Origin of the sequence: Desulfobacter sp. (assembly GCA_028768545.1) — a bacterium.
Lineage (GTDB): Bacteria > Desulfobacterota > Desulfobacteria > Desulfobacterales > Desulfobacteraceae > Desulfobacter.
Genome location: CP054838.1, coordinates 2,490,142 through 2,515,760 on the forward strand (window position 1 = coordinate 2,490,142; position 25,619 = coordinate 2,515,760).

General features: G+C 49.3%; 17 protein-coding genes and 1 pseudogene. 13 read left to right on the top strand and 5 right to left on the bottom strand.

Annotated features, from left to right (window positions below; translation table 11 throughout):
* Positions 1–19: 19 nt before the first annotated feature.
* Both HUN05_11960 and HUN05_11965 read right to left on the bottom strand, forming a co-directional pair.
* On the bottom strand, positions 20–541 hold the full coding sequence (locus HUN05_11960) for a hypothetical protein (GenBank protein ID WDP85757.1): 522 nt from the start codon (positions 539–541) through the stop codon (positions 20–22).
* A gap of 56 nt (positions 542–597) precedes the next feature.
* On the bottom strand, positions 598–780 hold the full coding sequence (locus tag HUN05_11965) for a hypothetical protein (protein ID WDP85758.1): 183 nt from the start codon (positions 778–780) through the stop codon (positions 598–600).
* A 158-nt stretch (positions 781–938) separates the two neighbouring features.
* Here HUN05_11965 and HUN05_11970 point away from each other — a divergent pair, with 158 nt between their 5' ends.
* The gene (locus HUN05_11970) at positions 939–1,304 is read left to right on the top strand and encodes a chemotaxis protein CheD (GenBank protein ID WDP85759.1); all 366 of its coding nucleotides are present in this window, start codon (positions 939–941) and stop codon (positions 1,302–1,304) included.
* Positions 1,305–1,743: 439 nt separating this feature from the next.
* On the opposite strand, the gene HUN05_11975 is transcribed toward HUN05_11970, so the two are convergent.
* From HUN05_11975 to HUN05_11985, 3 genes are all read right to left on the bottom strand, one after another.
* A complete protein-coding gene (locus tag HUN05_11975; GenBank protein WDP85760.1) occupies positions 1,744–3,444 on the bottom strand; it encodes an AarF/ABC1/UbiB kinase family protein in 1,701 nt (566 codons plus the stop codon).
* 12 nt (positions 3,445–3,456) lie between these two features.
* Positions 3,457–3,759, bottom strand: coding sequence for a phasin family protein (locus HUN05_11980; GenBank protein ID WDP85761.1), 303 nt, complete (start codon positions 3,757–3,759; stop codon positions 3,457–3,459).
* A gap of 182 nt (positions 3,760–3,941) precedes the next feature.
* A complete protein-coding gene (locus HUN05_11985) occupies positions 3,942–5,789 on the bottom strand; it encodes an acyl-CoA dehydrogenase (protein ID WDP85762.1) in 1,848 nt (615 codons plus the stop codon).
* Positions 5,790–6,088: 299 nt separating this feature from the next.
* Between HUN05_11985 and HUN05_11990 the strand changes: the two genes are divergently transcribed.
* The 12 genes and pseudogenes from HUN05_11990 (at position 6,089) to HUN05_12045 (ending at position 25,605) form a co-directional block, all read left to right on the top strand.
* Positions 6,089–6,928 carry an MBL fold metallo-hydrolase gene (locus HUN05_11990; protein WDP85763.1) on the top strand — a complete coding sequence of 280 codons (840 nt, stop codon included), beginning with the start codon at positions 6,089–6,091 and terminating at the stop codon, positions 6,926–6,928.
* A 24-nt stretch (positions 6,929–6,952) separates the two neighbouring features.
* Positions 6,953–8,503, top strand: a complete 1,551-nt coding sequence (locus HUN05_11995) for an MFS transporter (protein WDP85764.1) — start codon at positions 6,953–6,955, stop codon at positions 8,501–8,503.
* A gap of 764 nt (positions 8,504–9,267) precedes the next feature.
* On the top strand, positions 9,268–13,710 hold the full coding sequence (locus HUN05_12000; protein WDP85765.1) for an FAD-dependent oxidoreductase: 4,443 nt from the start codon (positions 9,268–9,270) through the stop codon (positions 13,708–13,710).
* Between the two features lie 77 nt (positions 13,711–13,787).
* Entirely contained in the window at positions 13,788–14,150 is a 363-nt protein-coding gene (locus tag HUN05_12005) for a hydrogenase iron-sulfur subunit (GenBank protein ID WDP85766.1), read from the top strand.
* 54 nt (positions 14,151–14,204) lie between these two features.
* Positions 14,205–14,873 (top strand): methylenetetrahydrofolate reductase C-terminal domain-containing protein, encoded by a 669-nt coding sequence (locus HUN05_12010; protein WDP85767.1) that lies wholly within the window; start codon positions 14,205–14,207, stop codon positions 14,871–14,873.
* Entirely contained in the window at positions 14,870–15,802 is a 933-nt protein-coding gene (locus HUN05_12015; protein ID WDP85768.1) for a methylenetetrahydrofolate reductase, read from the top strand. Before HUN05_12010 ends, HUN05_12015 begins: the two co-directional genes overlap by 4 nt.
* A gap of 177 nt (positions 15,803–15,979) precedes the next feature.
* Positions 15,980–16,339 carry a YebG family protein gene (locus tag HUN05_12020; protein WDP85769.1) on the top strand — a complete coding sequence of 120 codons (360 nt, stop codon included), beginning with the start codon at positions 15,980–15,982 and terminating at the stop codon, positions 16,337–16,339.
* 183 nt (positions 16,340–16,522) lie between these two features.
* Positions 16,523–17,254, top strand: a complete 732-nt coding sequence (locus HUN05_12025; protein WDP85770.1) for a spermidine synthase — start codon at positions 16,523–16,525, stop codon at positions 17,252–17,254.
* Between the two features lie 287 nt (positions 17,255–17,541).
* Positions 17,542–18,954 carry an HlyD family efflux transporter periplasmic adaptor subunit gene (locus HUN05_12030; protein ID WDP85771.1) on the top strand — a complete coding sequence of 471 codons (1,413 nt, stop codon included), beginning with the start codon at positions 17,542–17,544 and terminating at the stop codon, positions 18,952–18,954.
* Positions 18,951–22,167: pseudogene (locus tag HUN05_12035) on the top strand (efflux RND transporter permease subunit). The gene HUN05_12030 and the pseudogene HUN05_12035 overlap by 4 nt, the downstream one beginning before the upstream one ends.
* Positions 22,168–22,198: 31 nt before the next feature.
* Positions 22,199–23,065 (top strand): class I SAM-dependent methyltransferase, encoded by an 867-nt coding sequence (locus HUN05_12040; protein ID WDP85772.1) that lies wholly within the window; start codon positions 22,199–22,201, stop codon positions 23,063–23,065.
* A gap of 593 nt (positions 23,066–23,658) precedes the next feature.
* Complete coding sequence (locus tag HUN05_12045; protein WDP85773.1) at positions 23,659–25,605, top strand: TonB-dependent receptor; 1,947 nt, start codon at positions 23,659–23,661, stop codon at positions 25,603–25,605.
* Positions 25,606–25,619 lie beyond the last annotated feature (14 nt).

The window sequence follows — 25,619 nt, forward strand, 5'->3', positions numbered from 1 at the left end:
CCATTCTCGGACCTGACTTTTACTTCCGCTGGCGCTGAGGCAGATCCGGGAACCGAAACCGTGACACAGAATTCTGAACATTCCCACGAAATCGGGTTCTATCCTTTTGGGTTTTTGGTCCCCTTTTCTTCTCTCTGAGCCGAGTGCGGCCACCATCAGTGCTGATAACGACTCGCCGCCCTTCAAGTAAATCTCTATCATTTAATGGGATTCGGCCCGCTTGTTGTTCGGCTCGAGCCCGCTCTGCGTACCGATAGGTCAGTTTACGGATGACCTTTATACCCAACGTCATCCCACGGTCACAAAGCACTTGACGGACTTCTTCAAAAGAACTTAATAAGGCTGACCAAGAACTCACCATAGAAGCCAAAGCAGGCGAGCAGCGATCATGGATTCCAAGAAGGATTAAGCCAGCGTATGCACCTTTATATCTTTTTCCTTTTCGGCGGTCACAGGACCTTCGATAGTATCGAACATGAATATCAACCGAACTATCTGTACAAAGCTGAATCCAAACGGTCTCAAGCCCTTCGCTTTTCATCCGTCCCGGCCAATTGGACATCAATTCTTTTTCTTGGTCGACCTGTTCAGAGGAATCTACTGAGGCCTGGATCTTTTTTTTAAAAAAAAGGCGCTTATCCGATTTGTATACTCAAGGATTTCCTGCTCCATCTGTTCTAATTCGTTAGCGTTACGAACCAAGCGATTTGGATCTTCTTCCAGTTCTTTGAGGCATGCAAGGACTTCATCAACAGTATTACAATCTTCAGCTTTCTTCATTAGCACAATCCATTTATGTTCATTTCAGCGTAACAGAGGATATCATTCTTTTTGCTCTAAAAGACAGGCCTTTTTAAAACCGGGAAAATGGGAATGCGCCCGTTTTAGGTTCCTCTGTTTCAGTCAGCCTTTACGATAAGCGGCTCAAAATCGGGGGGATGAATCATTTTTTGTTTCCCTGGTCAGATGCAAAATCTAAATCCACCCCTGTTTACGGCAATATTGCTGTTCTGGCCCTGATACAAATGATGCTGAACAAAGGCTCGAAACGCTCCCATCTCGAGGCCCAGGTCTTTGGCGGGGCATTTAATGCCGACCTTACTGCCAAGGATATTGGAAAAGATAATTTGCAAACCGCAAGACAGGTTTTAAATAAAAGGCGGATTAAGATTGTTTCAGAGGATGTGGGCGGTTCCGTCGGCAGAAAAGTGGTGTTTAATACCCTTTCTTACGAAATCGGCATACTCAAGGTCGACCGGTTGAGAGATTCGGACTGGTATCCCTATGAAAAGGACCGAGATTGATATTTATAAAAAAAAGTGCAGGTTCATCATTTGAGCGGCTTACCTGTATCTGGCGTTTTTCCAACCCTATTTCATCAGCAAAACAAGTGCAAAGCCTCTTGTTCGTCTAATCCGAATATTTTAAGTATTTTACCAAAAAGTTATATTATTATAATTGGTTGTGTCGTTTTTTAAGTCGTTTTCCATTATGCAAAACGTCACCCTCCGGGCAAAGCGTTTTACCTCATCTGCTGGGTTACAGTCCGCTCGCAGTAAAGGACTACGGCTTCTCGGTCTGTGCCTTGCAGCTAAGGCAAAAACGCTTTGTGAAATATGCGGGCTGATAAAGCGTCTTAAAAAAACAATTGCCCAGGGTTAATAATGCAAATGAATAAAGCGATTGAAAATGCGGGGAAACCAGGATTTGTTTGGTTTTTTTGTTGAACGTTTATCATAGAGGTCAAAGCCTGCCTTTTCGGATAATGGCCACCAATAGCCAGATTCCCATGACAGCAGCGGCCAGAAAACCCAAGATCCCGATCACAGAGACCCCGAAGAGCAGGGGGGGGATCTTTGAGTTCAAGACCACGGCCGAACCCAGAATTAATGCCGCAATGATAATGGAAAAGGAGATCCGGTTGGAGGTCTGATCCTGGGTCATCATTATTTTTTCAAGCCCCTCAATCTGGATAATGGTTTTTAATTTGCCCTGTTTGGCCTGGGCAATGAGATGTGATGTGTCAGAGGGCAGGCTCTGGATCAGGGAAAAGGTCTCCTTTGCAATTCCGGCAATATCCCGGGGCAGCCGGGGAATTGAATATTTATTCAAGGTGGCTGCCCTGACATAGGGCCTTGCATGGTTGATCATGTCAAACTCCGGGTCCAGCACCCTTGCCACCCCTTCAATGGAAATAAAGGCCTTGATCATCAAAAAAAGGTCCGGGGGGATTCGCAGTTCATGGGCTGAGCAGAGTTCAAGAAATTGGTGGACCATGCGGCTGGGGTGTATCTCTTTTAAAGACTTGGACAGATGAACTGCCGAGAACATGGCGATGTCTTTTTCAAGACGGCCCATGTCCGGGGAGGTCTCAAATTCTGCCAGATCGCAGAGCAGGCGGGCGGTCATCTTGGTGTTTTTAGAAGCCAGGGCGTGAAGCAGATCAATGAAGATTTCCCTTGTGGTCTGGTCCACAAATCCGGTCATGCCGAAATCCACCAGGCAGATTTTCTGATCCTCTAGGATAAAAATATTTCCCGGATGGGGATCGGCATGTAAAAATCCAAACTCAAAGACCTGTTTCATGATAAAATCCGCCCCGGCCCGGGTGAGCTGTTTTCTGTCAAGCCCTGCCAGGTCAATGGCGTTGATATCATCGGCCTTGATTCCGTTGATGAACTCCATGCTCAGCACCCGTTCACTGGACTGGGAACGGTATACCCGTGGAATATGAATGGAGGGATCATCCTGAAATTGTTCGGCCATCTGTTCCATATTGGCGGCCTCGATCGTATAGTCCAGTTCCTTTTCAAGGGTTTTGGCAAATTCTTCCACAATTTTCACCGGGCGGAACATGGCCACTTCCTGGATATTGTTTTCCATGACCGAGGCAAGATAGTGGATGATCTCCAGATCCACCTCAATGATTTTCCTGATGCCCGGACGCTGGATTTTCACGGCAATGGGTGCATCTTGGGGAAGTTTTGCCCTGTGAACCTGGCCGATGGAGGCCGAGGCAATGGGGGTTTTTTCAATGGAATAAAAAATATCTTCCCATGGCTTGCCAAATTCCGAAGATATGATCTGGCTGACCTGGTCAAACCCGAACGAGGGAATATTATCCTGAAGCTTGGCAAGCTCTTTGGTCAGATCCAGGGGGACAAGGTCGGGCCGGGAGGAGAGCACCTGCCCCATTTTGATGAAGGTGGGGCCCAACTCCTCTAAAACCAGTCGTATGCGCTGGTTTTTGGAGAGCTTTTTTACCTTTTCATGGGGCTTGGTAAAGGGAATAAGACGACGGCTGGACTCAATATAATAGTCCATGTTCATGGCATCGATAATATTTTCAAACCCGTATTTGAGAATAATACCGATGATCTGCTGGTACCGGATCAGGTGCCGGTACCGCTTGGTGACCTTGGTAATGGTCTTGATGCTCAGCATACGTTCTGGGGACTAATCCTTTTTTTCCAACTGCTGGGTCAGGGTGTCCACTCGTTTGTTCAGGGTCTCGATATCTGACTTGCTGGGCAGGTCCAGCCGTTTGAGGATGGATTCAATGGCGGTTTCGATTTTTTTATCCAGATCGGATTTGGCCTGTTCGTATTTTGTCTGGCAGTCGTCCAAAAAGGCTTTTGCCTCGTCCTGGTTCATCTCGGACTGCTGGGCAAATTCCTTGGCCAAAGATTCAATTTCCTTTTTAGATCTTAAGGCCATTCCAACGCCGGTGAGCAGACTTTTTTTTATGGTTTCTAACATGGGCTCCTCCCAAAGGGTTATTCAGTTTTTTTTAAAGACATATTTTTGCCCCGGCCTAGCCTAAAGAAGAGAAACCGGCCGGGACAAAAATTTAAGACTTAAATGAAACTATGGTATTGCAATCATAAGCGTTTCATTTGTTTGCTGCGGCCACTGGCAAATGCCATGGGCGGCCGTGGCGTTTATTTTGAACCAAAGGAAACATCCTGGATATCTTCCACACAGGTATCCCCTTCCAGAACAGCATCCATTTTACCATAGGTTGCCGGCAAAAGGGTATGAATAAAAAATTTGGCAGTTGCCATCTGTCCTGCGTAAAATGCAGCATCCTTGTTTTTGGCAGCCTTTTGGGCTACGGCGTCTTTATCAAGGGAACCGGCTTTTTTGGCCAGCTTGGGTGCGGCAATGGCTGCCCGCCACAGATGCATCCAGGCAAAGGCCACATCCCCTGTGATTTCAAGGAAGGGATGGGCAAAAGCATAGGCGTTCAGGGCGTTTTTACTTCTGGACCTTGACCCCATGTCTGCGGATAGTTCTTCAAGGCGTGACACTGCACGGGCGACCTTGTCTGCCATTTTTTCAACACCCGGAATTGCTTTGGCTTCCTCCACGGTTTTTTTGATCTGCGCAAGAAAATATTTAAAACTTGCCCCCTTGTTCATGGATAATTTTCTGCCCAAAAGATCCATGGCCTGGATACCGTTGGTTCCTTCGTAGATCATGAATATCCTGGAGTCCCTCATAAGCTGTTCAACCGGGAACTCGCTGCAATACCCGTATCCGCCGTAAACCTGCACCCCGTGGGAACAGACCTCAAGGGACTTGTCCGTGACATAGCCTTTGACAAGGGGGGTGAGCACCTCGATCAATGCGGCGGTCTCAGCTTTGAATGCTTCATCTTCGGTGGTGTGTACGATATCCGCGCATTTATTATAATAGTAGATTAAAGAGCGCATGCCCTCGGTATAGGCCTTCATGTTCAAAAGCTGCCGTTTGACATCCGGGTGGTTGATAATGGTGACGTCTTTGGCCTCAGGATCTTTGCCCGCAGTCAAATGCCGGCCCTGGACACGGGTTCTGGCATAATCAAGGGCATACATATACGAGGCAGAGGCCACGGCAAATCCCTGTATACCCACAAAAGCCCTTGCCTCGTTCATCATTTTGAACATTTCAGGCATGCCCTTGTTGATCTCGCCTAGAAGGGTGCCGATACTCGCCCCTCGTTCCCCCAGGGAGAGGGTGGCTGTGGCATTGCCGTGGATGCCCATTTTTTCTTCAAGCCCTGTGCAGACCACATTGTTAAATTCTCCCAAAGAGCCGTCTTCATTGACAAGGTATTTGGGGACCAGGAAAAGGGAAATCCCCCTGGTGCCGGCCGGGGCCCCTTCGATCCTGGCCAGGACCGGATGGATGATATTATCGCAAAGGTCATGTTCTCCGGCTGAAATAAATATTTTAGTCCCCTGGATGGAATAGGTGCCGTCTTCATTGAGAGTGGCTGTGGTGGTCAAGGCACCGACATCGGATCCTGCCTCGGGTTCGGTCAAAAGCATGGTGCCGCCCCAATGGCCGGCAAACATTTTTTTCATATACAGTTTTTTCTGGGTCTCGTCCCCGAATGCTTCCACGAGTTTGGCTGCCCCGTGGGTCATGCCGTAGTAAAGCATGAACGCAGAGTTGGCGCCCACCATATACTCTAAGGCGGCGCAGCCTACGGTTTTGGGCATGCCCTGGCCCCCGACTTCGGGATCATCGCACATGGCCAGCCATTCACCTTCGCAGAAAAGTTCCCATGCCCGTTTAAAGGACGGGGGCGTTGTCACCTTGCCATTGTCAAGGGTGCATCCGATTTCGTCTCCGTCCTTGAATGTGGGCAGAATCTCCTTGATGGACAGGTTTCTGGCCTCGGAAACAATCAGATCAATGGTTTTTTTGTTGAATTCTTCGAATAATTCGTGGTCAACCGTTCCGATCTGTTCGTGTAATACAAAGTCTACATCACGCCGGTCTGCGATAAGCTGTGCCATATTTACATCCCCTTTAATGATTTGGTTTAGGGTTGGTCATCTCTTTTTTCCTAAGCAAATTAGACCTTGTTGTCAATATCTGGATGGTAAAAAGTTTGATATTTTCAAACTATTTTTAAAAATAATTAACCGGCAGAAAATGAAGAGAATTTAATCCCCTGTTTTTTTTTAAAAACCCATGGATATTGCCAATAATTAAATGCTTGCTAAAAAAAATATTGATTTTCGTTGGGATTCATACGATTCTATACAAACCGTTCTGTTGCGGGTTGACTCTAATTTAGGGATGCAGGAGGATCATGCGAATAAAATGTTGGGGATCCAGAGGGTCCATTTCTGTATCAGGCAGCGACTACATCCAATATGGTGGAGACACAACCTGCATTGAGGTCCAGGCGGATTCCGGCCAGATCGTCATCATTGACGCCGGAACCGGTATCAGGCGTCTGGGCAAATCCCTGATCCAGCGACAGGAAAAAACCTATTATCTTCTTTTGACCCACACCCATTGGGACCATATTCTGGGGATTGCCTTTTTTCATCCCCTGCTTTACCCTGATACCTGCCTTATCGTTCAGGACCGTAAATTTGGCGGCATCAATACCCGGGCGGTTTTTGACCAGGTCATGAAAGATCCTTTTTTCCCCATCCGCCTGGATGATTTTCAGGCAGATATCCAGTTTAAGCAGGGGTTGAACGGCCAATTTAACATCGGGTCTTTGGATATAAAAAGTATTCCCACCTCCCATTCCCGGGACAGCCTGGGCTATAAGTTTTGCGAAAACGGCAGGACCTTTGTTTTTTTAACGGATAATGAGCTGGGGTATGCCCACGCCCAGAGCCGATCCAGGCAGGATTACATTGATTTTTGCAAGGGCGCGGATATCTTATTCCACGATGCCGAGTATACAGCGGATGAGTATTTGAGCAAAACCGGCTGGGGCCATTCCTCGGTTTCCGATGTGCTTGACCTTGCCATTGAGGCGGATGTACGGCAGCTGGGCCTGATCCATTTGAACCAGGACAGGACCGATGCCCAGATGGATGAGATCATCAAAGACTGCAACCGTTTTTTTAAGAACAAGAATAAGACAATCAAGTGTTTTGGCGTATCCTTTAATTTTGAAACAACCCTCTAACTTCGTCCAACCTGAAACCTATCCATGAAACATAATTTAACTCGCTGGCATAAGGCCTTTAAGGCCTTTTTACACCCCAGGGTTGTGACCATGCTTTTTTTCGGTTTTTCCGCGGGCATACCCATTTTACTTATTTTTTCATCCCTTTCCCTCTGGCTGAGGGAGGCGGGTGTTGAACGCTCTGCGGTGACCTTTTTTTCCTGGGCCGCCCTGGGCTATTCCTTTAAATTTGTATGGGCGCCTCTGGTGGACCAGATGCCCATTCCCTTTTTAACCCGAACCTTTGGCCGGAGAAGAAGCTGGATACTGGCTTCCCAGGCAAGCATCATGGCGGCCATTGTCTGGATGGCCATGATTGATCCGGCATCGGAGCGGCTTTCCCTCATGGCCATGGCAGCCGTATTTTTAGGGTTTTCCTCGGCCACCCAGGATATTGCCATTGATGCCTATCGCATTGAGTCTGCCGGAAAAGAACTCCAGGTCATGATGGCATCCGCCTATATTGCCGGCTATAGGATCGGAATGCTTGTGGCCGGGGCAGGCGCTCTTTTTATGGCTGATTTTTTAGGATCCTCAAAAGCCGTGTACAATTATTCGGCCTGGCAGACCACCTATTGTGTGATGGCAGGCGTCATGATCATTGGCATGGCAACCGCCTGGATCATCAGGGAACCGGATCCAGGGGAACGCGCCGCTTCCATTTATGGGTCCTTTTCCCATGCCCGGTCTTTTTTTCTCTTTCTTCTGGCCGCAGCCGGCTTTGTTTTCTGGTTTTATTCAAGCGCCGGTCTGGCTGAAGATCTTAAAAGTGTTCTGGGTCAATGGAGCCACAACACCCATCTGGCCTCTTTTTTTGTGGAAGCAATTCGACTGGCCGTTGGGGTGGGCGTGGCCATGCTCATTGCCAGGATACTGACCCTGGCAGGCGTTGTTGATTCTAAAATGGTCCATGCCTCCTATGTGGCGCCGGTATCTGATTTTTTCAACCGTTACGGGACATCCCTGGCCTGGCTGCTCCTGGCCCTCATCGGTCTTTATCGGATTTCAGATATTGTGTTAGGGGTGATTTCAAATGTTTTTTACCAGGATCTTGGGTTTACCAAAACCCAGATTGCAAGTGTGGTAAAGACCTTTGGTCTGTTCATGACCATTGCCGGGGGCTTTTTAGGCGGGATCCTTTCCATAAAATTCGGTGTGATCCGCATTCTTTTTGCCGGCGCCCTGCTCTCTTCTGTGACCAACCTGCTCTTTGTGGCCATGGCCCAGACAGGGCCCAGCCTTGTTTTTTTGTATCTGGTTATTTCAGCGGACAACCTGGCCGGCGGCCTTGCCTCTGCCGCCTTTGTGGCATTTTTGTCCAGTCTGACCTCTGTCCGGTTTACCGCCATTCAATATGCCGTGTTCAGTTCTTTGATGACCCTGATTCCCAAGGTCTTTTCCGGCTACTCCGGCACTATTGTGGATTCCCTTGGATATCCTGTGTTTTTTCTGATCACCGCCCTTATGGGGATTCCGGTTCTGGTCCTGGTGGTCTTGTGCCAAAAATATTTGGGGCAGGATGGTCATACCCAATAAACCTTAGGCGTATTCTCCGTCTGCGTTTTTTTTGGGAATAAAACGGGTAAAAGAGGCTTCTTTACAACACAGACCCCAGGCCATATTTGAGGGAAACTTCATAAATTTCATGAAATTCCCGGGAAATTCCATATATGGGGTCTGTGCCGGAACAGAGTTGGTGGACAAGGGCCTGCCCCTTTTTAAGATGAGAATGGGGTTAAATAACTCTTGACAAAGAAAGACAAAGTTTTCTACTTACAAGTGGGGAATACCAACAATCTGTGTCCATTGAATTGCTGGTATTAAAGCCGAACAAACACCCGGTTTTTCATTTCTCGCCACTTCCTACGCCGGCCGGGGCCGTTCGGATTATAAAGGTAAGATAGGGTATCCGCCCTTGATAAATTAAATGTGTTCAATGCGTGAAACCGCTTTTAATGAAGAGGTGACGTATAGGCTTTTATCAGATCGCCCAGGATGGCTGCATTCACACCAAACTAAGGTCCTTTGGATTTTCCAAGGCCTGCGTCAATGTCTTGGAAGATCAGGATGTAAGCTTTAACCGCTTTCATGGCCTAAGTGTTTACAGGGGTATCGAGTTTGTGACCCCCTTTTCCATGGTAGAACAGCAGACGATAGATTTTGGCGGATATAAATTTTGAGCCTGGGTATTGATTTTCATACCCAGGCTTTTTTGCGTGAATCCGCGTCCGGCAGGTGTCGGACCGGGAAATAGCTTTTTTATTCAACAAGGCTATATTAACGGTTAGGAGGTATGGACAATGAGTTACGAGGCAACACCACAGAAAAATCTGGCAGGCGCTGTCATGGTGCTCGGCGGGGGGATTGCAGGCATGCAGTCCGCCATTGATCTGGCCAATTCAGGCTATTATGTCTATCTGGTTGAAAAGTCCTATGCCATCGGCGGTATGATGGCCCAGCTGGACAAGACATTTCCGACCAATGACTGCACCATGTGAGTGATCTCACCTAAACTGGTCGAGGTCGGCCGGCATCTGAACATTGAATTGTTGACGAACACAGAACTTTTGGAACTGACCGGAGAGCAGGGGAACTTTACGGCCAAGATAAGAGAGAATCCAAGGTTTGTAGATCTTGACAAGTGTACCTCATGCGGGGAATGCGCCAAGGTGTGCCCTGTGGAAACCCCTTCTGAGCACAACCATGGGCTGGCACCCCGGAAAGCCGTTTTTAAACAATATGAGCAGGCCATACCCGGTGCCTACGGGATTTCAAAGCGGTCCATTGCCCCGTGCAAGGCCACCTGTCCTGCCCATGTCTCCATCCAGGGATTCATTGCCCTGATGCAGCAGGAAAAATACCATGAAGCCTTAAAGCTGTTCAAGCAGGAACATCCCTTCCCGGGCGCTTGCGGAAGGGTCTGCCATCACCCCTGTGAATCAATTTGTACCCGGGGAGATGCGGACCAGCCCCTGGCCATCCAGTATCTGCACAGATACCTGGCTGACCTGGATCTGGAACAAGAAAATCCCTGGATGCCTGAACTGGCAGAAAAAAGGGATGAAAAAATTGCCATTGTGGGCTCAGGTCCTGCCGGGCTGACCGCAGCCTATTACCTTGCCCAGAAAGGGTATGGGGTGACGATTTTTGAAAAACTGCCGGTCAAAGGCGGGATGATGGCCGTGGGGATCCCTGAATACAGGTTGCCCAAGGCAGAGCTTGAAAAAGAAATCGCCGTGATTGAAGGGTTGGGCGTTGACATAAAAACAAATATAAGCTTTGGACAAGACATCAGTCTTTCCAGCCTCAAAGAAGAGGGGTATGCCGCCGTGTTCATGGCCACCGGCCTCCACGGTTCAAGGGGGCTCGGGGTCAAAGGCGAAGACTTGAAAGGGGTGCTCAAAGGCACTGAATTTTTAAGGAACGCAGCCCTGGGCAAGGGTGAAACACTTTCCGGAAAAACCGTGGTAATCGGCGGGGGAAACGTGGCTGTGGATGTCGCATTGACAGCCAGGCGTCTGGGTTCTGAAGATGTGACCATGGTCTGCCTGGAAAAAAGAGATGAAATGCCTGCCTGGGATTACGAAATTGAAGAGGCCTTGGAAGAGGGGGTGAAAATTGTCAACTCCCTTGGCCCCATTGGTTTTCACGGCGTTGGAGACCAGGTTGACGAAGTGGCCTTCCAGGAGTGTACCGCCGTGTTTGACGAAAACGGGCGATTTAATCCTCGGTTTGACGATTGCAAGCTGACCTCCCATGATTCAGATCATGTGATTGTGGCCATCGGCCAGATGGGCGAGACTGAATTTGCTGACAAAGAAGGCATTGCCCTGACCCCGCCCGGCGGGTATGCGGCCGATCCTGTGACGCTTCAAACCCCCATTGATTGGGTTTTCGCAGGCGGCGACGCTTTTTACGGACCCAAATCCGTGGTGGATGCAGTGGCCTCGGGCAAAGAGGCTGCCGAGTCCATTGACCGGTTCGTCAACGGTCAGGATCTAAAAGAGGGGCGTGAAAAAAATTATGACTTTGAAAAACCTGAGATCCTGGATGTCCCGAGAATGGAACGGGTACAACCCGATCATATTCCCGTGGCGGACCGCCAGGGGAATTTTGCCGAAGTCACCCAGGGCCTTGCCAAGGAGCTTATAGACCGGGAAGCGGCAAGATGCCTTTCCTGCGGGATCTGTTCGGAATGTTACCAATGCGTGGAAGCCTGCCTGGCAGGTGCCATTGATCACACCCAGACCGCAGTTACAAGGGACGTGAACATAGGATCCCTGATCATGTCCACTGGGGCCACCACCTTTGATCCTTCGGGCATGGATGATACCTATATGTATCTTCGGTCTAAAAATGTCATGACCTCCATGGAATTTGAACGGATCCTTTCTGCAGGCGGCCCCACCATGGGCCATCTGGTCAGACCCTCGGACGAAAAAGAGCCTGAGAAAATCGCCTGGCTCCAATGCATTGGCTCCCGGGACACCAACCGGTGCGGCAATGGCTACTGCTCCTCGGTCTGCTGCATGTATGCCATCAAGGATGCCATGATTGCCAAAGAGCATTCTGAAAAAGATCTGGATGCCGCTATCTTCAACATGGATATGCGGGCCTTTGGCAAGGATTATGAAAAATATTACAATCGGGCCAAAGACGAGAACGGGGTCAGGTTTGTCAAATCCCGAATCCATTCGGTGGTGGAACAACCAGGCTCTGATAATCTTATTCTTAAATACACGGATGAACAAGGACGGATGCAAAAGGAAGTCTTTGACATGGTCATCCTTTCCGTGGGCCTGACCATCCCCAAAGAGAGTGTCGACCTTGCCGGCCGTATGGGGGTGGAACTGGACAAGTATAATTTTGTCAAAACCCAGACCTTTAACCCCTTAAGTACATCCCGGCCGGGCGTTTATGTGTCCGGTTCCTTTCAAAGTCCCAAGGATATTGCCTCTTCGGTAACCGAGGCGTCAGGCTCTGCCGGGGCTGCAGGTGTTCACCTGGCCGCGGCCCGGCACACCTTGACCAAAACCGTGTCCATGCCTGAAGAGCGGGATGTGCTGGGCGAAGAGCCAAGGGTCGGCGTCTTTGTCTGCAAGTGCGGAATCAATATTGCGGGTATCATTGATGTGGATGCCATAGAATCCTATGCTAAAAATCTTCCCAATGTGGTCTACACCGGAGAAAATTTGTTTACCTGTTCCCAGGATACCCAGGTGACGATCAAGGAAGTGATCGAGGAACATCAGCTCAACCGGGTGGTGGTGGCCTCGTGCACCCCTAAAACCCATGAGGGAATTTTCATGGATACCCTGGAAGAGGCAGGGCTTAACAAGTATCTTTTTGAGATGGCCAATATCAGGAACCAGGATTCATGGATGCATTTCCATGAACCCGAACAGGCAACCGACAAGGCCAAAGACCTGATCCGCATGGCCGTGGCCCGGGTGTCCACATTAGGGCCCCTGCACGATAAACAGATTACCATTGTGGATAAGGCCCTGGTTATCGGCGGCGGTATTGCCGGGATGACAGCGGCAAGGGGATTGGCCGACCAGGGGTTTCATGTGACCTTAGTGGAAAAGCAGGGTCACCTGGGCGGGCTTGGGTCAAGGCTTTACCACACCATTGAGGGAGATGATATCCAGGCCTTTGTCAAAGATCTTGTCACCATCGTGGAAGAGCATGAACATATTGATGTGCTCAAGCAGGCCCTGGTCGTCGGCTATGGCGGGTACAAGGGCAATTTTAAAACCGAGGTTCTGGTCGGACCCTCCATGAAGGAGATGAAGATTGACCACGGGGTCATGATCGTGGCCACAGGCGCCGACGAATACAAGCCCAAGGAATATCTTTACAATGAGAGCGAACAGGTGGTCACCCAGCTTGAGCTTGCCGATATGCTGGAGCAGGGAAAAGCAGCAGACCTTGACCGGGTGATCATGATCCAGTGTGTGGGATCCAGGAACGAGGAAAATCCAAACTGTTCCCGGATCTGCTGTCAGAATGCCGTGAAAAATGCCATTGCCATAAAAAAGAAAACTCCGGATACAGATGTCTTTATTCTGTACCGGGATATGAGAATGTACGCCATGATGGAGGAGTTCTATACCGAGGCCAGGAATCTGGGCGTGATCTTTTTCAGGTTTGATGCGGATCATCCGCCCCAAGTGACCCAGGCCGACGGCGGTATTCTCGTGACCTTTAAGGACCATGTTCTGGGCCAGGCCATTGAGGCCCATTGTGATCTTCTGGCCCTGAGTGCCGGGGTCAAGGCCGCGGATACCGAAGAGCTTTCCACCATCATCAAGACCCAGAGAAATCCCGAAGGCTTTTTCATGGAAGCCCATGTCAAACTGCGGCCCGTGGATGCGGCCACCGAAGGGGTGTTTATCTGCGGCACGGCCCATGGTCCCAAGCTCATCACCGAAACCATTGCCCAGGCCATGGCAGCGGCGTCCCGGGCCACCACCTACCTGGCCCAGGAATATCTTACCCTCTCGGCTGTGGTGGCCGAGGTCAACCAAGCCAATTGCGCATCCTGCCTGGTCTGTGTGAGATCCTGTCCCTATAACGTTCCTGTGATAAATGAATTGGGGGTCTCCTATATTGATCCTGCCCTGTGCCAGGGCTGCGGGGTTTGCGCCTCGGAATGTCCGGCTAAAACCATAAAACTGAACTGGTATGAAGATGAATCATTGTTAAGCAAGGTGGAATCTTTGCTGGAGGGGGTAATATGACAAAGGAATTCGACCCGGTCATTCTGTCATTCTGCTGTAATTACTGAGGGTATTCAGCCGCGGACCTGGCAGGTTCCATGAGACTGAAAATACCCACAAGTTTTAGAATTATCCGTCTGCCCTGTACCGGCAAACTGGACATCATCCATGTGCTCCGGGCCTTTGAAAAAGGGGCTGACGGGGTGTTCTGCGTGGGTTGTATGGAAGGGGACTGTCATTTTAACGAGGGCAATTTCAGGGCCCGCAAGCGCATTGAGCAGGCCGCCAGGCTTTTAGACCAGGTGGGCGTGGGCGGAGAACGGGTGAGAATGTACAATCTTTCCTCAGGGGAAGGCCCGCTGTTTGCCCAGTATGCCACTGAAATGGTGGAACACATAAAGGCGCTGGGGCCCAGCCCCATCCGGCTGGCCAGGCAGAAAGCCAGCAGCGAGGCAGCCTAATCAAAAAGGTGTGACAGGCGTTAAACCGTTAACAGCTGATTATATGAGGTAAATATGATAATAGCAGAGAAAAAACCCATTGAAGAAATCATTGAAGAGGTTAAGGATTTTGACCGTCTTCTTATTCTGGGGTGCAACGAATGTGTCACCGTGTGCGAGGCTGGCGGGAAAAAAGAAGTAGAGGTCCTGGCCTCGGCATTGCGCATGTATTTTATCACCCAGGGCAAAGAAAAAACCATTGACGAAAGAACCCTTGAACGCCAATGCGACCATGAATATTTAGAAGAGATCAGAAATGTCATAGATGATTATGATGCCGTGGTCTCCCTTGCCTGCGGGGTGGGGGTTCAGTTTTGCGCGGAAAAATATCTGACAACGCCCATGCTGCCGGGAGTGAATACCATTTGTCTCGGGGCCAACGAGGACAGAGGGGTCTGGACTGAACGCTGCCAGGCCTGCGGGTCCTGTGTATTGGCAAGAACCGGGGGGATCTGTCCTGTTTCCAGGTGTGCCAAACGGGTGCTCAACGGCCCCTGCGGCGGATCCACCAACGGCAAATGCGAGCTGGGCCCGGATATTGACTGTGCCTGGCAGCTTATTATCGATCGGCTCAAAGCCCTTGGCAAGATGGATGATTATGAAAAAGTGACCCCGATTAAAGACTGGTCCACGGACAGAGCAGGCGGCCCTAGAACTGTAACCAGGGAGGATGTGAAGATATGAGCGAGGTAAAAACGGCAAGCAGGCTGGAACGAGTGATGAAGGCAGGTCATCTGGGTGTCACTTCCGAGTGCGGGCCCCCAAGGGGGTCTGATCCTGACGAAATCCGGCACAAGGGAAAGCTGATCAGGGATTATGTGGATGCGGTCAATGTGACAGACAACCAGACCGCCATGACCCGGATGTCGTCTCTGGCGGCCTGTATTCATCTCAAACTCGAAGGGATTGAACCCATACTCCAGATGGTGACAAGGGACAGGAATCGGGTGGCCCTTCAGAGTGATATTTTAGGGGCAGCCTCTTTTAATATCAACAATATGCTCTGTCTTTCCGGGGATCACCAGAGTTTTGGGGACTGTGCCCAGGGCCAGAATGTCCATGACCTTGACTCCATGCAATTGGTTCAGACGGCAAGATTCATGAGGGATGAGGGCAAGTTTTTAGGGGGAGATGATATCAAGCGTCCCCCCAATATGTTTGTGGGCGCGGCAGCCAATCCCTTTGCCGATCCCTTTGAAATCCGGGTGCCAAGGCTTGCCAAGAAGATTGCCTGTGGTGCTGAATTTATCCAGACCCAGTGTATTTACAATATTGATAAATTCAAGGAATGGATCAGAAGGGCCGCAGACAAGGGGTTGACGGAAAAGACCTTTATCATGGCCGGCATGACCCCCATGAAATCCGTGGGCATGGCCAAGTACATGAAAAACAAGGTGCCCGGCATGGATGTGCCCGACGAGATCATCAGCCGGCTTGCCGGCGTTGAAAAGGGAAAACAGGCCCAGGAAGGCATTGACATCTGTGTGGAGCATATCCAGGAACTCAAAGAGGTTACAGGGGTCTCCGGTTTCCACGTCATGGCAATCGAATGGGAGGAAAAAGTGCCAGAGATTGTTGAACGGTCAGGGCTTTTTCCAAGGCCTGATATTTAACTTTTTGGTTACGGTGTCTGTGTTTTCAGGATAAAAACATAGACGTTCAGGACCCTGGCAGAGGAATAATCCTTTACCAGGGTCTTTTTTTTTATTATGACAGAGGCATAAGTATTACAAACCCCTAAATGACGACCATTGGACTGCCCGGGAGCGTCTTAAGAGCAAGGAGAAGATATGGCTGTAATCGTCAAATACATCGTTGTCAGGAATGGAGAAGAAAAGATGACATTTGCGACAAAAAAAGAAGCAGACGCCTATGATAAAATGCTTGATATTGCCGACAATCTGTTTGATTTTTTGGAAGATTCCAGCCTGAAGATGGATGAGGACCAGCAAGAGGAAATTGCCCTGCTCATGGCCAGCAAACGGGATGAAATCATGCCTATTCTGCGTGGTATCTCTCCTAAAAAACAAACATCACCCGCAAAATCAAAAGTCCCCGGAACCAAAAAAGCGCCTGTTTCCCCGCCCAAATCAATGGCCAAAAAACCTGCTAATCCCCGTGCCAGGGCGGCTAAAAAAGCAAAGGCCTGATCCAAGATTCTGGCAGCGAAACTTAGATTGGCATTATAACAGACCGTTGTTTTTTGTCTGCAGTCCTGAACGCCTTTAATTTTATAATATTATTTGCCGTAAATGGGTTCTAATGACCTCTTTTCCGGGCTGCAAGAGCGTATACTCAGGTATAACCAGGGGACCTAAAATCAAGGAAAGATCATGGGATTGAACTACGAGGAATTGGACTATCAGAACACGCCCATAGGTGAGCTGGTCCTGCGGCGGAGAAGACTGCTCCAGCTCAAAGGGCGTGAGATATACGAGGTTAAGCTTGGAGAGGAGTTTCTCATGTCCAGCCTTTTTCATGAGGCAGAGACACAGCTTTCCCAAATCGGGCTGGGCCGGTTGGACAAAGCGGAGTTCAGCGTTGTGGTGGGCGGTTTGGGCCTGGGCTATACCGCCCTTGCAGCCCTTGAAAATCCCAATTTAGCCTCCCTGGTGGTGGTGGAATTTTTAAGGCCTGTGATTGACTGGCATGAAAAAGGATTGGTGCCCTTGGGGCCTTCTCTGTGTGCAGATCCCAGGTGCCGGCTGGTTCAAGGGGACTTTTTTGCCCTGTCTCGTGATGGGGCCCAGGGGTTTGACCCGGATCATCCCGGGAAAAAGCAGGATGCAATTCTGCTGGATATTGACCACACCCCGACACGGGTCCTGACCCAGACCAACAAGGCTTTTTATACGGTCCAAGGATTGAGCAGTCTTGCCTCTCACCTGAATCCCGGCGGGGTCTTTGGGCTCTGGTCCGATGACAGGCCCGATGACAGGTTTGCATCCCTTCTGGATGAGGTGTTCTGGACGGTTGAGACCCATGTTGTTGAGTTTGACAACCCCTTTACAGGTCAGCTGACAGAGAATACTGTCTATTTAGGACAGACTGAGCCTCTGGCCTGATAGCAAAATATAATAAAAAATTCCCACATTTAGGGTCTTTTCAAAACAAGCTCGGGATCAGATTAAAATTGCCCCAAATAAGATTTAGGATTTTAAGTCTAATTCAAGGTGCGTCATTGGGAGCATCTTCACAATATCTGCCCAGCGGGGCAACGCTCAAGAGAACTTAAAAGGCAATTCATATGGACGGTTTTTGATTGCGAGCCTAAAATTCCTGGTATATAAGGGAAGGATTGCTTTTCGGGTGGTCATGTTTTAAGGCATTTTTCTTAAAAGGGAAGATTATCATGAGATCGTTTTTATTCAGATTGATGCGGGTGGTAATTGTTTTAGCCCTTGCATTCGGCTTTGGGTTCTGGCTTTTTGCCGTTCGGGAAAAACCCAAGAAAAAACAAAAGATTCAAACCCCGCCCAAGGTGGTGGTGATAAAAGCGACATCCAGGTCCGAGGCCGTGACCATTGAAGCCTTCGGCACCATCATTCCCCGGAAAAAGGTCAAACTTGCCCTGGAGGTAGGCGGCCGGATTGATTATCTTCACCCCCTGTTCCGTGACGGGGGCGCCATTGGAAAAGGAGAGCTGATCCTCCGCATTGACCAGCGCTCTTTGATCTTGGATAAAACAGCGGCCCAGGTCCGGGTGGACATCAGGCATTTGACTCAGGATGTTGAAAATTTAAAGGCAGATGCCGGTCTGGCAAAGACCAATATGGACTTGAGCCTCAAGGAGCTTGCCCGGGTCAAGGCCCTGAGCAAAAATCAGTTTGCCTCGAAAACCAGTCTGGACAAGGCCCAGCAGCAATACCTGGCCGCCAGGATTCAGCTCCAGAACATTGAGAATCGACTGGCCCTGACCCCTTCTGTACTGGCACAGAAAAAAGCGGCCCTGGCCATGGCCCGGGCGGATTTTCAAAAGGTTTCCCTGGTGCTGGAGAAATCTCAGATCCGGTCCGGGTTTGACGGGCTTGTCCTGGTCAAACAGGTTGAGATGGGAGAATTTGTCAACCCGGGACAGGTGCTGGGTTCGATTTACGAAAAAGGGGCCATGGATGTGGATGTAAGCATCCCCTTGGAAGAACTCAAGTGGTTGCGCGCCTGTTTTGAAGAGGGACGCCTGCCCAAGGCCCAGGTCAGTGTTGCCAATCTGGAAGGTCCTGATCTTCCCGTATGGCAGGCAAAACTGGTCAGGGTAAAGGCCAATATTGATGAAAAAACCCGGACCCTGCCCTTGACCCTGGAAATCGGTGACCGTAACCCCCTGGCCAAGGAGATGGACCCGGCCCCCAAGATAGGCCAAGTCCACAAAGCAGGCCAAGCCCATGATTCAGTCCAAGCAAATGATTCAGTCCAAGCCGGGGAAAAAGAAATCCCAAAATCGTCCAGGGAGACGGCTGGCCCGGAGCATTCCATTACGGCCTTTGCCCTTTTAAAGCCCGGCACCTTTGTGACCTGCCGTATCCAGGGGGAAATCCAGGATGATATTTTCCGGCTGCCCCGGCATTTGATGCGGTCTTCAGATGCCTTGTATCTGGTAGAGGATGGCCGTCTTAGAATTCGCAAGGTCTTAGTGCTCCGTAAATTTGAAGACCAGGTCATTATAGACCAGGGCCTTGTTCCAGGAGATCTGATTGTCTCATCCCCTCTGCCCGGTGCGGTCGAGGGCATGGCCCTTACCGTTAAAACCCTGGGTGAACAGCCATGAAAGCCCTGGGAAAATGGTCTGTTGAGCACAGGGTGTCTGTTAACCTGATCATGGTGTTTTTGATCGTGGCCGGGTTGTTTACGGCCATGAATATGAAGCGTGAAATGTTCCCCCAGTTTTCCCTGGACATGATTAATGTTTCAGTGGTTTATCCGGGGGCGTCTCCTGAAGAGGTGGAAGAAGGAATATGCATCAAGATCGAAGAACAGCTCAAAAGCCTTGAAAATGTGAAAACCATGTATTCCACGGCCATTGAAGGTCGTGGGTCCGTTACCCTGGAATTGTCCGCAGGAACCGATATCAATGAAAAACTGGATGAGGTGAGAACCGAAATTGATCTCATTGATTCTTTTCCAAAGGAAGCCGAAGATCCGGTCATCGTTGAAATCAAAAACAACGAGCCGGCCATTTATGTGGCGGTTTACGGGGATGTTAACGAGCGGGTGCTCAGGGACACGGCTGAAAAAATCCGGGACGATCTGGTGGAATTTGACGGAATCTCCCTTGCCTCGCTGGTGGGGGTCAGGGAGTTTGAAATCTCCATTGAGATTTCCGAGAAAAGTTTGCGCACCTATAACCTTTCCTTTGACGATGTGGTGCAGGCTGTGGGCCGTGGCAGCCTTGAACTGCCCGGCGGCAGAATCAAAACCCCGGGCCAAGGGGAAAAAATATACAGGTGAAGCCTATGAACAAATTCCTCTGGTCACCCGGGCAGACGGCACGATTGTTTATCTCGGGGATGTGGCCGTGGTGGTGGACGGGTTTGAGGATACCGATGTATTGCCCCGGTTCAACGGCAAGCCAGCAGCCCTTGTGGTGGTGAACCGGACCGATTCCCAGGACACCATTGCCATTTCCAACCATGTGTTTGAATATATGGCGCAAATCCAGGATGATTTGCCCGAAGGCGTTACGCTTGGCCATTGGTACAACATGGCTGACATGGTCCAGGAAAGAATTGATCTGCTGCTTAAAAACGGTCTTCAGGGCATCTTACTGGTCTTTATTGTTCTGGCCCTTTTTCTGGATTTGGGCCTGGCCTTTTGGGTGGCCTCAGGAATTCCCATTACCTTTATGGGAGCCTTTCTGGTTCTGGACTATATGGGGGCCTCTATTAACATGCTCTCCATGTTCGGATTTATCATGACCCTGGGAATACTGGTGGACGACGTCATTATTGTGGGGGAGAATGTGTATACCCATTATTCGCGGGGCTTATCTCCCAAAGAGGCGGTGATGGCATCCATGGCCCAGATCGGCGGGCCTGTGGTCATGGCGGTGACCACCACCATTGTGGCCTTTGCCCCGCTCATGTATATTTCAGGCATTATGGGCAAGTTTATTTCCATCATGCCCCAGGCGGTGATCTGCATTCTGGCCATTTCCCTGATAGAGGCGTTTTTGATTCTTCCGGCCCACTTGGAAGGAACTTTAACCGAGTCCAAGCCCAATAAAATAAAGGTGTATCAGATCTTTTTTTCTTGGATTGACTGGTTGAAAACAGATTTGTCCCAGGGCCATCACTGGCTTCGGAGCCGGGTGGAAAAAATGCTCAACTGGACCATCCATCAAGCCTACCTGCCTTTGCTTCGATATTGTGTGAAAAACAGGTACTTTACCCTGGCTTTGGGGGTTGGATGTCTTATCGTCAGCATGGGCCTGATCATCGGTGGCCATGTGCCCTATACCTTTTTTCCTAAAAATGACTCAAACTGGATGATTTCAGAGACCATTTATCCTTTGGGCACCCCCTTTAAAACCACTGAAAAAACCATCAAGCAGATTGAGGCAGGCGCCTTTGCACTCAACGATTATTTCAGGGACCAGGTGGAAAACAGGGCCGACATTCTGGTCAATACCTTTTCTCTGGTGGGGGTGATTCCCCGCCGGGACTGGAAACCCGGTGTTTACGGGGGGCATTGCGGAGAGGTCTGGATCGAAATTTTACCGGCAGCCGCACGTCCGGGGATCTCTGCTCCTGAAGTCACAGCCAAGTGGCGGGAGTTTATCGGTGATGTTTTGGGGGTGGAGCAGCTCACCTTTACCATTATCGGCGGAGGCCCCGGGGGCAAACCCATTGAAATCAGGTTGGTGGGAAATGATCTTGTAGAGCTGGAAAAAGCCGCACTATCCCTTAAAGACGAGATTGCCACCTATCCGGGCACCTTTGATATCACCGACGATTTCAGGCCCGGGAAAATGGAAAAACAAATCCATATCAAGCCGGGTGCTGAAGCTTTAGGCGTGACCATGGCTGACATTGCCACCCAGATCCGCCAGGGCTTTTACGGGGATGAGGTGCTCAAGGTCCAGCGGGGAAAAAATGATGTCAAGGTCATGGTCAGTTATTCAAGGGCAGAAAGAGAGACCGAGGCCAGTATTGAGCAGTTGAGAATAAGGACCCGGGACAACCGGGAAATTCCTCTCAACCAGGTGGCCCGGATGGAGTTGGCCCGGGGATATTCCGCCATTCAGCGGGTGGACCGGCACCGGGTGATCACGGTGGTCTCGGATCTGAACGAAGATGTGGCCAATGCCCAGAAGATCGTTGCAGATTTAAAGGAAAACTTTCTGCCCGGTCTGGTGGAAGAGTTTCCCCATATTTCCTATGATTTGGAAGGTCAGGCCAAGCGGAGCAAGGAGTCCATGGACAGCCTCCTGAAAGGTTTTGCCGTGGCTGCCATGGTGATTTTTCTGCTGCTGGCCAGCCAGTTTAGATCCTATATCCAGCCGGTGATTATTATGACGGCCATTCCATTTGGTCTTGTCGGCGCCATTGTCGGGCATTTTGTCATGGATTTGGATATTACCATGATTTCCATTTTCGGCATTGTTGCCCTGTCCGGCATTGTGGTCAACGACTCATTGATTCTCATTGATTTTATCAATGCCCGGGTCCGTGATGGGCAAGCTGTTTATGATTCAGTGATAGAGGCGGGCCAAAACAGGTTCAGGCCTGTTTTACTGACCTCGGTGACCACGGTGGCCGGCCTTGGCCCTTTGCTGACGGAAACCAGTTTCCAGGCCAAGTTCTTAATTCCCATGGCTGCCAGCATTAGTTTCGGCCTGGTGGCGGCCACAGGCCTTACCCTGGTCTTTGTTCCCGCCCTTTATGTGGTGATCAAAGATATTACCGGGGTCTTTACCGCACCCGTGGATGATCGGTCTGATGACGGGGCTGAATCTGTCAGGGAACTGACAGACAAAAAATAATGAATAGCGCCTAATTTACCAAGGATAATGCATGGAAAATATATTTAACAAAGCATTCTGGATCAATACCTGGGAAGGAGACAGGGCAGGGGACACCTATAAAGTGCACAAGGGGTTTGCCACGCCTGAGTACTGGGACAAGGCCTCTGCCACCTATAATACCAATGGTAAAGAAATACAAGACCGCCGCCTGGAAAAGGCCTTGAACAGCCTGGCAGACAAGGGGCTGCTCTTTGAGGGCATGTCTGTTCTGGACATTGGCTGCGGCCCGGGCCTGATGGCACAGGCAATGGCAGAACGCGGGGCCCATGTCACGGCCATGGACTTTTCAGCCGGGATGCTCCAACGGCTAGAGCAGGAGATGCCCCAGGCATTAAAAGAGCGCATCTCCCTTTTAAAGGAAGACTGGCATGATGTGGATATCCGGGCAAAAGGGTGGGAAAAGTCCTTTGACCTGGTCCTGGCCTTTATGAGTCCGGGGGTGGCCACACCCGAGGCCTTTGCCAAGATGATCCAATGTTCAAAAAAAGGGTGCGCTGTCCGGGGATGGGCCGCCCGGCGCCAGCACCCTATATTCATGGATCTTTGGGCGAAGATCATGAAAAAGCCTCTGGATGATAAGCCCCAGAGCATATTGTACAAAATCAATCTGCTGTTTTCCATGGGCCTGTTCCCGGATATCAGCTTTGATGTGGTAGAATGGGACCAGACCATTGACGTGGAAAAAGAATTTGAAAGTCAAATGGCCTTTTTTTCCAAGGTGTCCAGTCTGCCGGAACCCGAGTTAAAACAGATGATCCATGACCACTTAAACGGCCTTGCAAGAGGCGGTCAATTGAATAAACAGCTAAAGGGGCTGACCGCCACGGCAGTCTTTTCTGTGGATCCTTTGATCTAAGATAGGGAGGCAGCCTTTTTCCCCTTTTTGCTAACCGATCGTTGAACTCAAAACCCTGGCCTGATGCCTATCAAACACTGGTTCAGCCGGGGCAACCAGGAAAATGAGTATGTATACGAGTACTGCTGCTAAGATGAGGGCGGGAAACTTGATGGGGTATCCCCAATCTTGCAATAGTTACAAAGAATTGCGCATGGGGGGATAAGTTATGGTGAAGATCATGTTATAAATAACACCATCTGAAAAAGGAGGTTTAACCAAGCCTCCCATTTCTTTGAGCAGATCAATCTGATGTTTTTAAAATATACCTGTTGACAAAAAATGGAGATCCGTTTAAACCATATCATCTCGCAGAACGAATCTGTGTATGTTTTAAAAGTAAATAAAGAATAATCAAATAAGCTAACCAAAGCCAGGAAGGCCATTTCGGACTTGTGTCCGTGTTGGGATTCCTGGCTTTTTTTATTTTGAATCCGGACGAAGACGATTTAGGCTGGGCGTGAATGCACCTAAAAAGGCCCGATGCGGTAATCGTATTTAAGGATTTGCATTAGACATGTTTTAACGTTCATGCAGAATTTCTGAGGAGGAAGTTGAATGAAAAAGATAAGAAGGGCTTTTGTTTCTCTATTGATTCTGGGAGTGATTTTTCCCTGTTCCGCCTGGGCAACCGAAGCCCACAGTCTGGAGGCGTTTTGGTTCTCATTAACGGGGTGCCGGCCAATAACGGTATTGGATGGTATATTGAATATGATTCAATTCCCGTCTCCGATATAGAACGCATCGAAGTCCGCCGATCTTCAGGAAACATTGCCTTTGGGCCCGATGCCTCTAGGGGGGTTATTAATATTATCACCAAAAGAGGAATGGATGACGCCTTTTCCGGAAAAACAAGTATTTCTTATGGCTCCTGGAACAGTCTAAAAGCCTCGGCCAACCTCAGTGGACAGGTGGATAAATGGGATTATGCTTTTGGCGGTTCTGCTTTTAATACAGATGGCTATGAAAATGACAATAAAAAATTGGGGACAGCACGGGTCAGTGTCGGCCATAATTTTTCTGAAGACACCCGCCTGGGACTGAATTTTGATTGGCATAAAGCTGATTACGACAACATTTACGGTAAGACAAAATGGCAGTTGGACAATTACCGGCGGGAGAAAATTTTCCCCACATCGGAAACAAATGACACCCTGGTCCACAACCGGGAAAATGAGGATGAAAATACAGCAGCAAGTCTTGAATTCAGCACTAAGAAAGAAAAATATTTTGCTAACGGGATAGTTGCTTACGATAATACAGACCATGCTTACAGGTATCTGGCAAAGAAGCTTAATTCCAGTTACAGTAAAGCCAGTTCCTATTATGACTACCAAGAGGACAGTGAACAGGACCGGTTCCTAACTAGAGCATCCGGTGGTTATAATTTTTTGTTCAACTCAACCAAGTACACCCCCACCATTGGTGCAGATTATGAAAAGATATCCTTTGATCTGGTGAAATCATATCCATGGTCGCCGACACCATTGTCCTCTTCCCAAAAAAGCGCGGTTGCCAAGGGCACCATGGACGCTGAAAGAGAGCGGTTCGGCATTTTTCTGAACAATGACCTTTCTTTTAGCCGACAGTGGGAATTGAGTTTCAGCGGCCGTTTTGACCAGGTGGATTATGATGTTAAAACCCTGCAACCCAACCAGGTGACCAGCAGTCACTCCTATTTCTCCTGGGATATCACTCCAGCCTATCACCCCAATTCAAACGCTACAGTTTATACATCTCTTTCTCAATCTTACTGGTATCCGGTGCTGTATTATTATAAATACGCCATGGAATATGCCAAAGATGAATACACAGCCGAAGATTTGAAACCTGAAAAGTATCAGACCCTGGAATTGGGGTATAAGCAGTATGTCTGCTCCAAACTCAGCCTGGCCGTCACCGCCTATTACATGCAGGTGGAAGATAAGTTTCTCTCCTTGTATGATTCTGATAATACCAGCGATTGGTTAGGGTACAAAAATGTGGGGGATTCAGAACATATGGGCCTTGAGTTGGAAGTCACAGGCCATATCAATCCGGTGGTGGGCTACCGTCTCCAAGGCGCATATCAGAATGCCGAGTGGGATAATGCCATATTCAAACCGTATGTATGGGGAGAGATATCTGATTCCAACAGCGAGAATGTTGATATTGCAGGTCAGCAAGTACCCCATGTGCCAAAATTTAACGGGACTTTTGGACTGGATTTTTATTTCCTGAATAATTGGAAACTCAGTGCAGACCTGAATTATTACGGCAAGCAGTATGTGGATGTTCTCAATCGGTACGAGATAAGCGACTATGTCACTACAGATCTTAAGCTGACCTATACGGCCGAAAGATTTAAGGTGTGGGTGCTGTGCAATAATATGTTTGATCAGGAAGAGTATAACTATTTCAATGAAACCGGGAGAAGGAATTCCGACGGAACCCCGTATAAGCAGTACTATTATCCAATTAGCGGTCGGTACATTGAAACTGGAATTTCCTTTGAATTTTAAGCCAATATGCAATT

What these genes read in the sequence shown, in the direction of transcription:
- HUN05_11960 (WDP85757.1), bottom strand. Translation starts at nt 541, where the DNA reads ATGAAAAGCGAAGGGCTTGAGACCGTTTGGATTCAGCTTTGTACAGAT.
- HUN05_11965 (WDP85758.1), bottom strand. Translation starts at nt 780, where the DNA reads ATGAAGAAAGCTGAAGATTGTAATACTGTTGATGAAGTCCTTGCATGC.
- HUN05_11970 (WDP85759.1), top strand. Translation starts at nt 939, where the DNA reads ATGAATCATTTTTTGTTTCCCTGGTCAGATGCAAAATCTAAATCCACC.
- HUN05_11975 (WDP85760.1), bottom strand. Translation starts at nt 3,444, where the DNA reads ATGCTGAGCATCAAGACCATTACCAAGGTCACCAAGCGGTACCGGCAC.
- HUN05_11980 (WDP85761.1), bottom strand. Translation starts at nt 3,759, where the DNA reads ATGTTAGAAACCATAAAAAAAAGTCTGCTCACCGGCGTTGGAATGGCC.
- HUN05_11985 (WDP85762.1), bottom strand. Translation starts at nt 5,789, where the DNA reads ATGGCACAGCTTATCGCAGACCGGCGTGATGTAGACTTTGTATTACAC.
- HUN05_11990 (WDP85763.1), top strand. Translation starts at nt 6,089, where the DNA reads ATGCGAATAAAATGTTGGGGATCCAGAGGGTCCATTTCTGTATCAGGC.
- HUN05_11995 (WDP85764.1), top strand. Translation starts at nt 6,953, where the DNA reads ATGAAACATAATTTAACTCGCTGGCATAAGGCCTTTAAGGCCTTTTTA.
- HUN05_12005 (WDP85766.1), top strand. Translation starts at nt 13,788, where the DNA reads ATGAGACTGAAAATACCCACAAGTTTTAGAATTATCCGTCTGCCCTGT.
- HUN05_12010 (WDP85767.1), top strand. Translation starts at nt 14,205, where the DNA reads ATGATAATAGCAGAGAAAAAACCCATTGAAGAAATCATTGAAGAGGTT.
- HUN05_12015 (WDP85768.1), top strand. Translation starts at nt 14,870, where the DNA reads ATGAGCGAGGTAAAAACGGCAAGCAGGCTGGAACGAGTGATGAAGGCA.
- HUN05_12020 (WDP85769.1), top strand. Translation starts at nt 15,980, where the DNA reads ATGGCTGTAATCGTCAAATACATCGTTGTCAGGAATGGAGAAGAAAAG.
- HUN05_12025 (WDP85770.1), top strand. Translation starts at nt 16,523, where the DNA reads ATGGGATTGAACTACGAGGAATTGGACTATCAGAACACGCCCATAGGT.
- HUN05_12030 (WDP85771.1), top strand. Translation starts at nt 17,542, where the DNA reads ATGAGATCGTTTTTATTCAGATTGATGCGGGTGGTAATTGTTTTAGCC.
- HUN05_12040 (WDP85772.1), top strand. Translation starts at nt 22,199, where the DNA reads ATGGAAAATATATTTAACAAAGCATTCTGGATCAATACCTGGGAAGGA.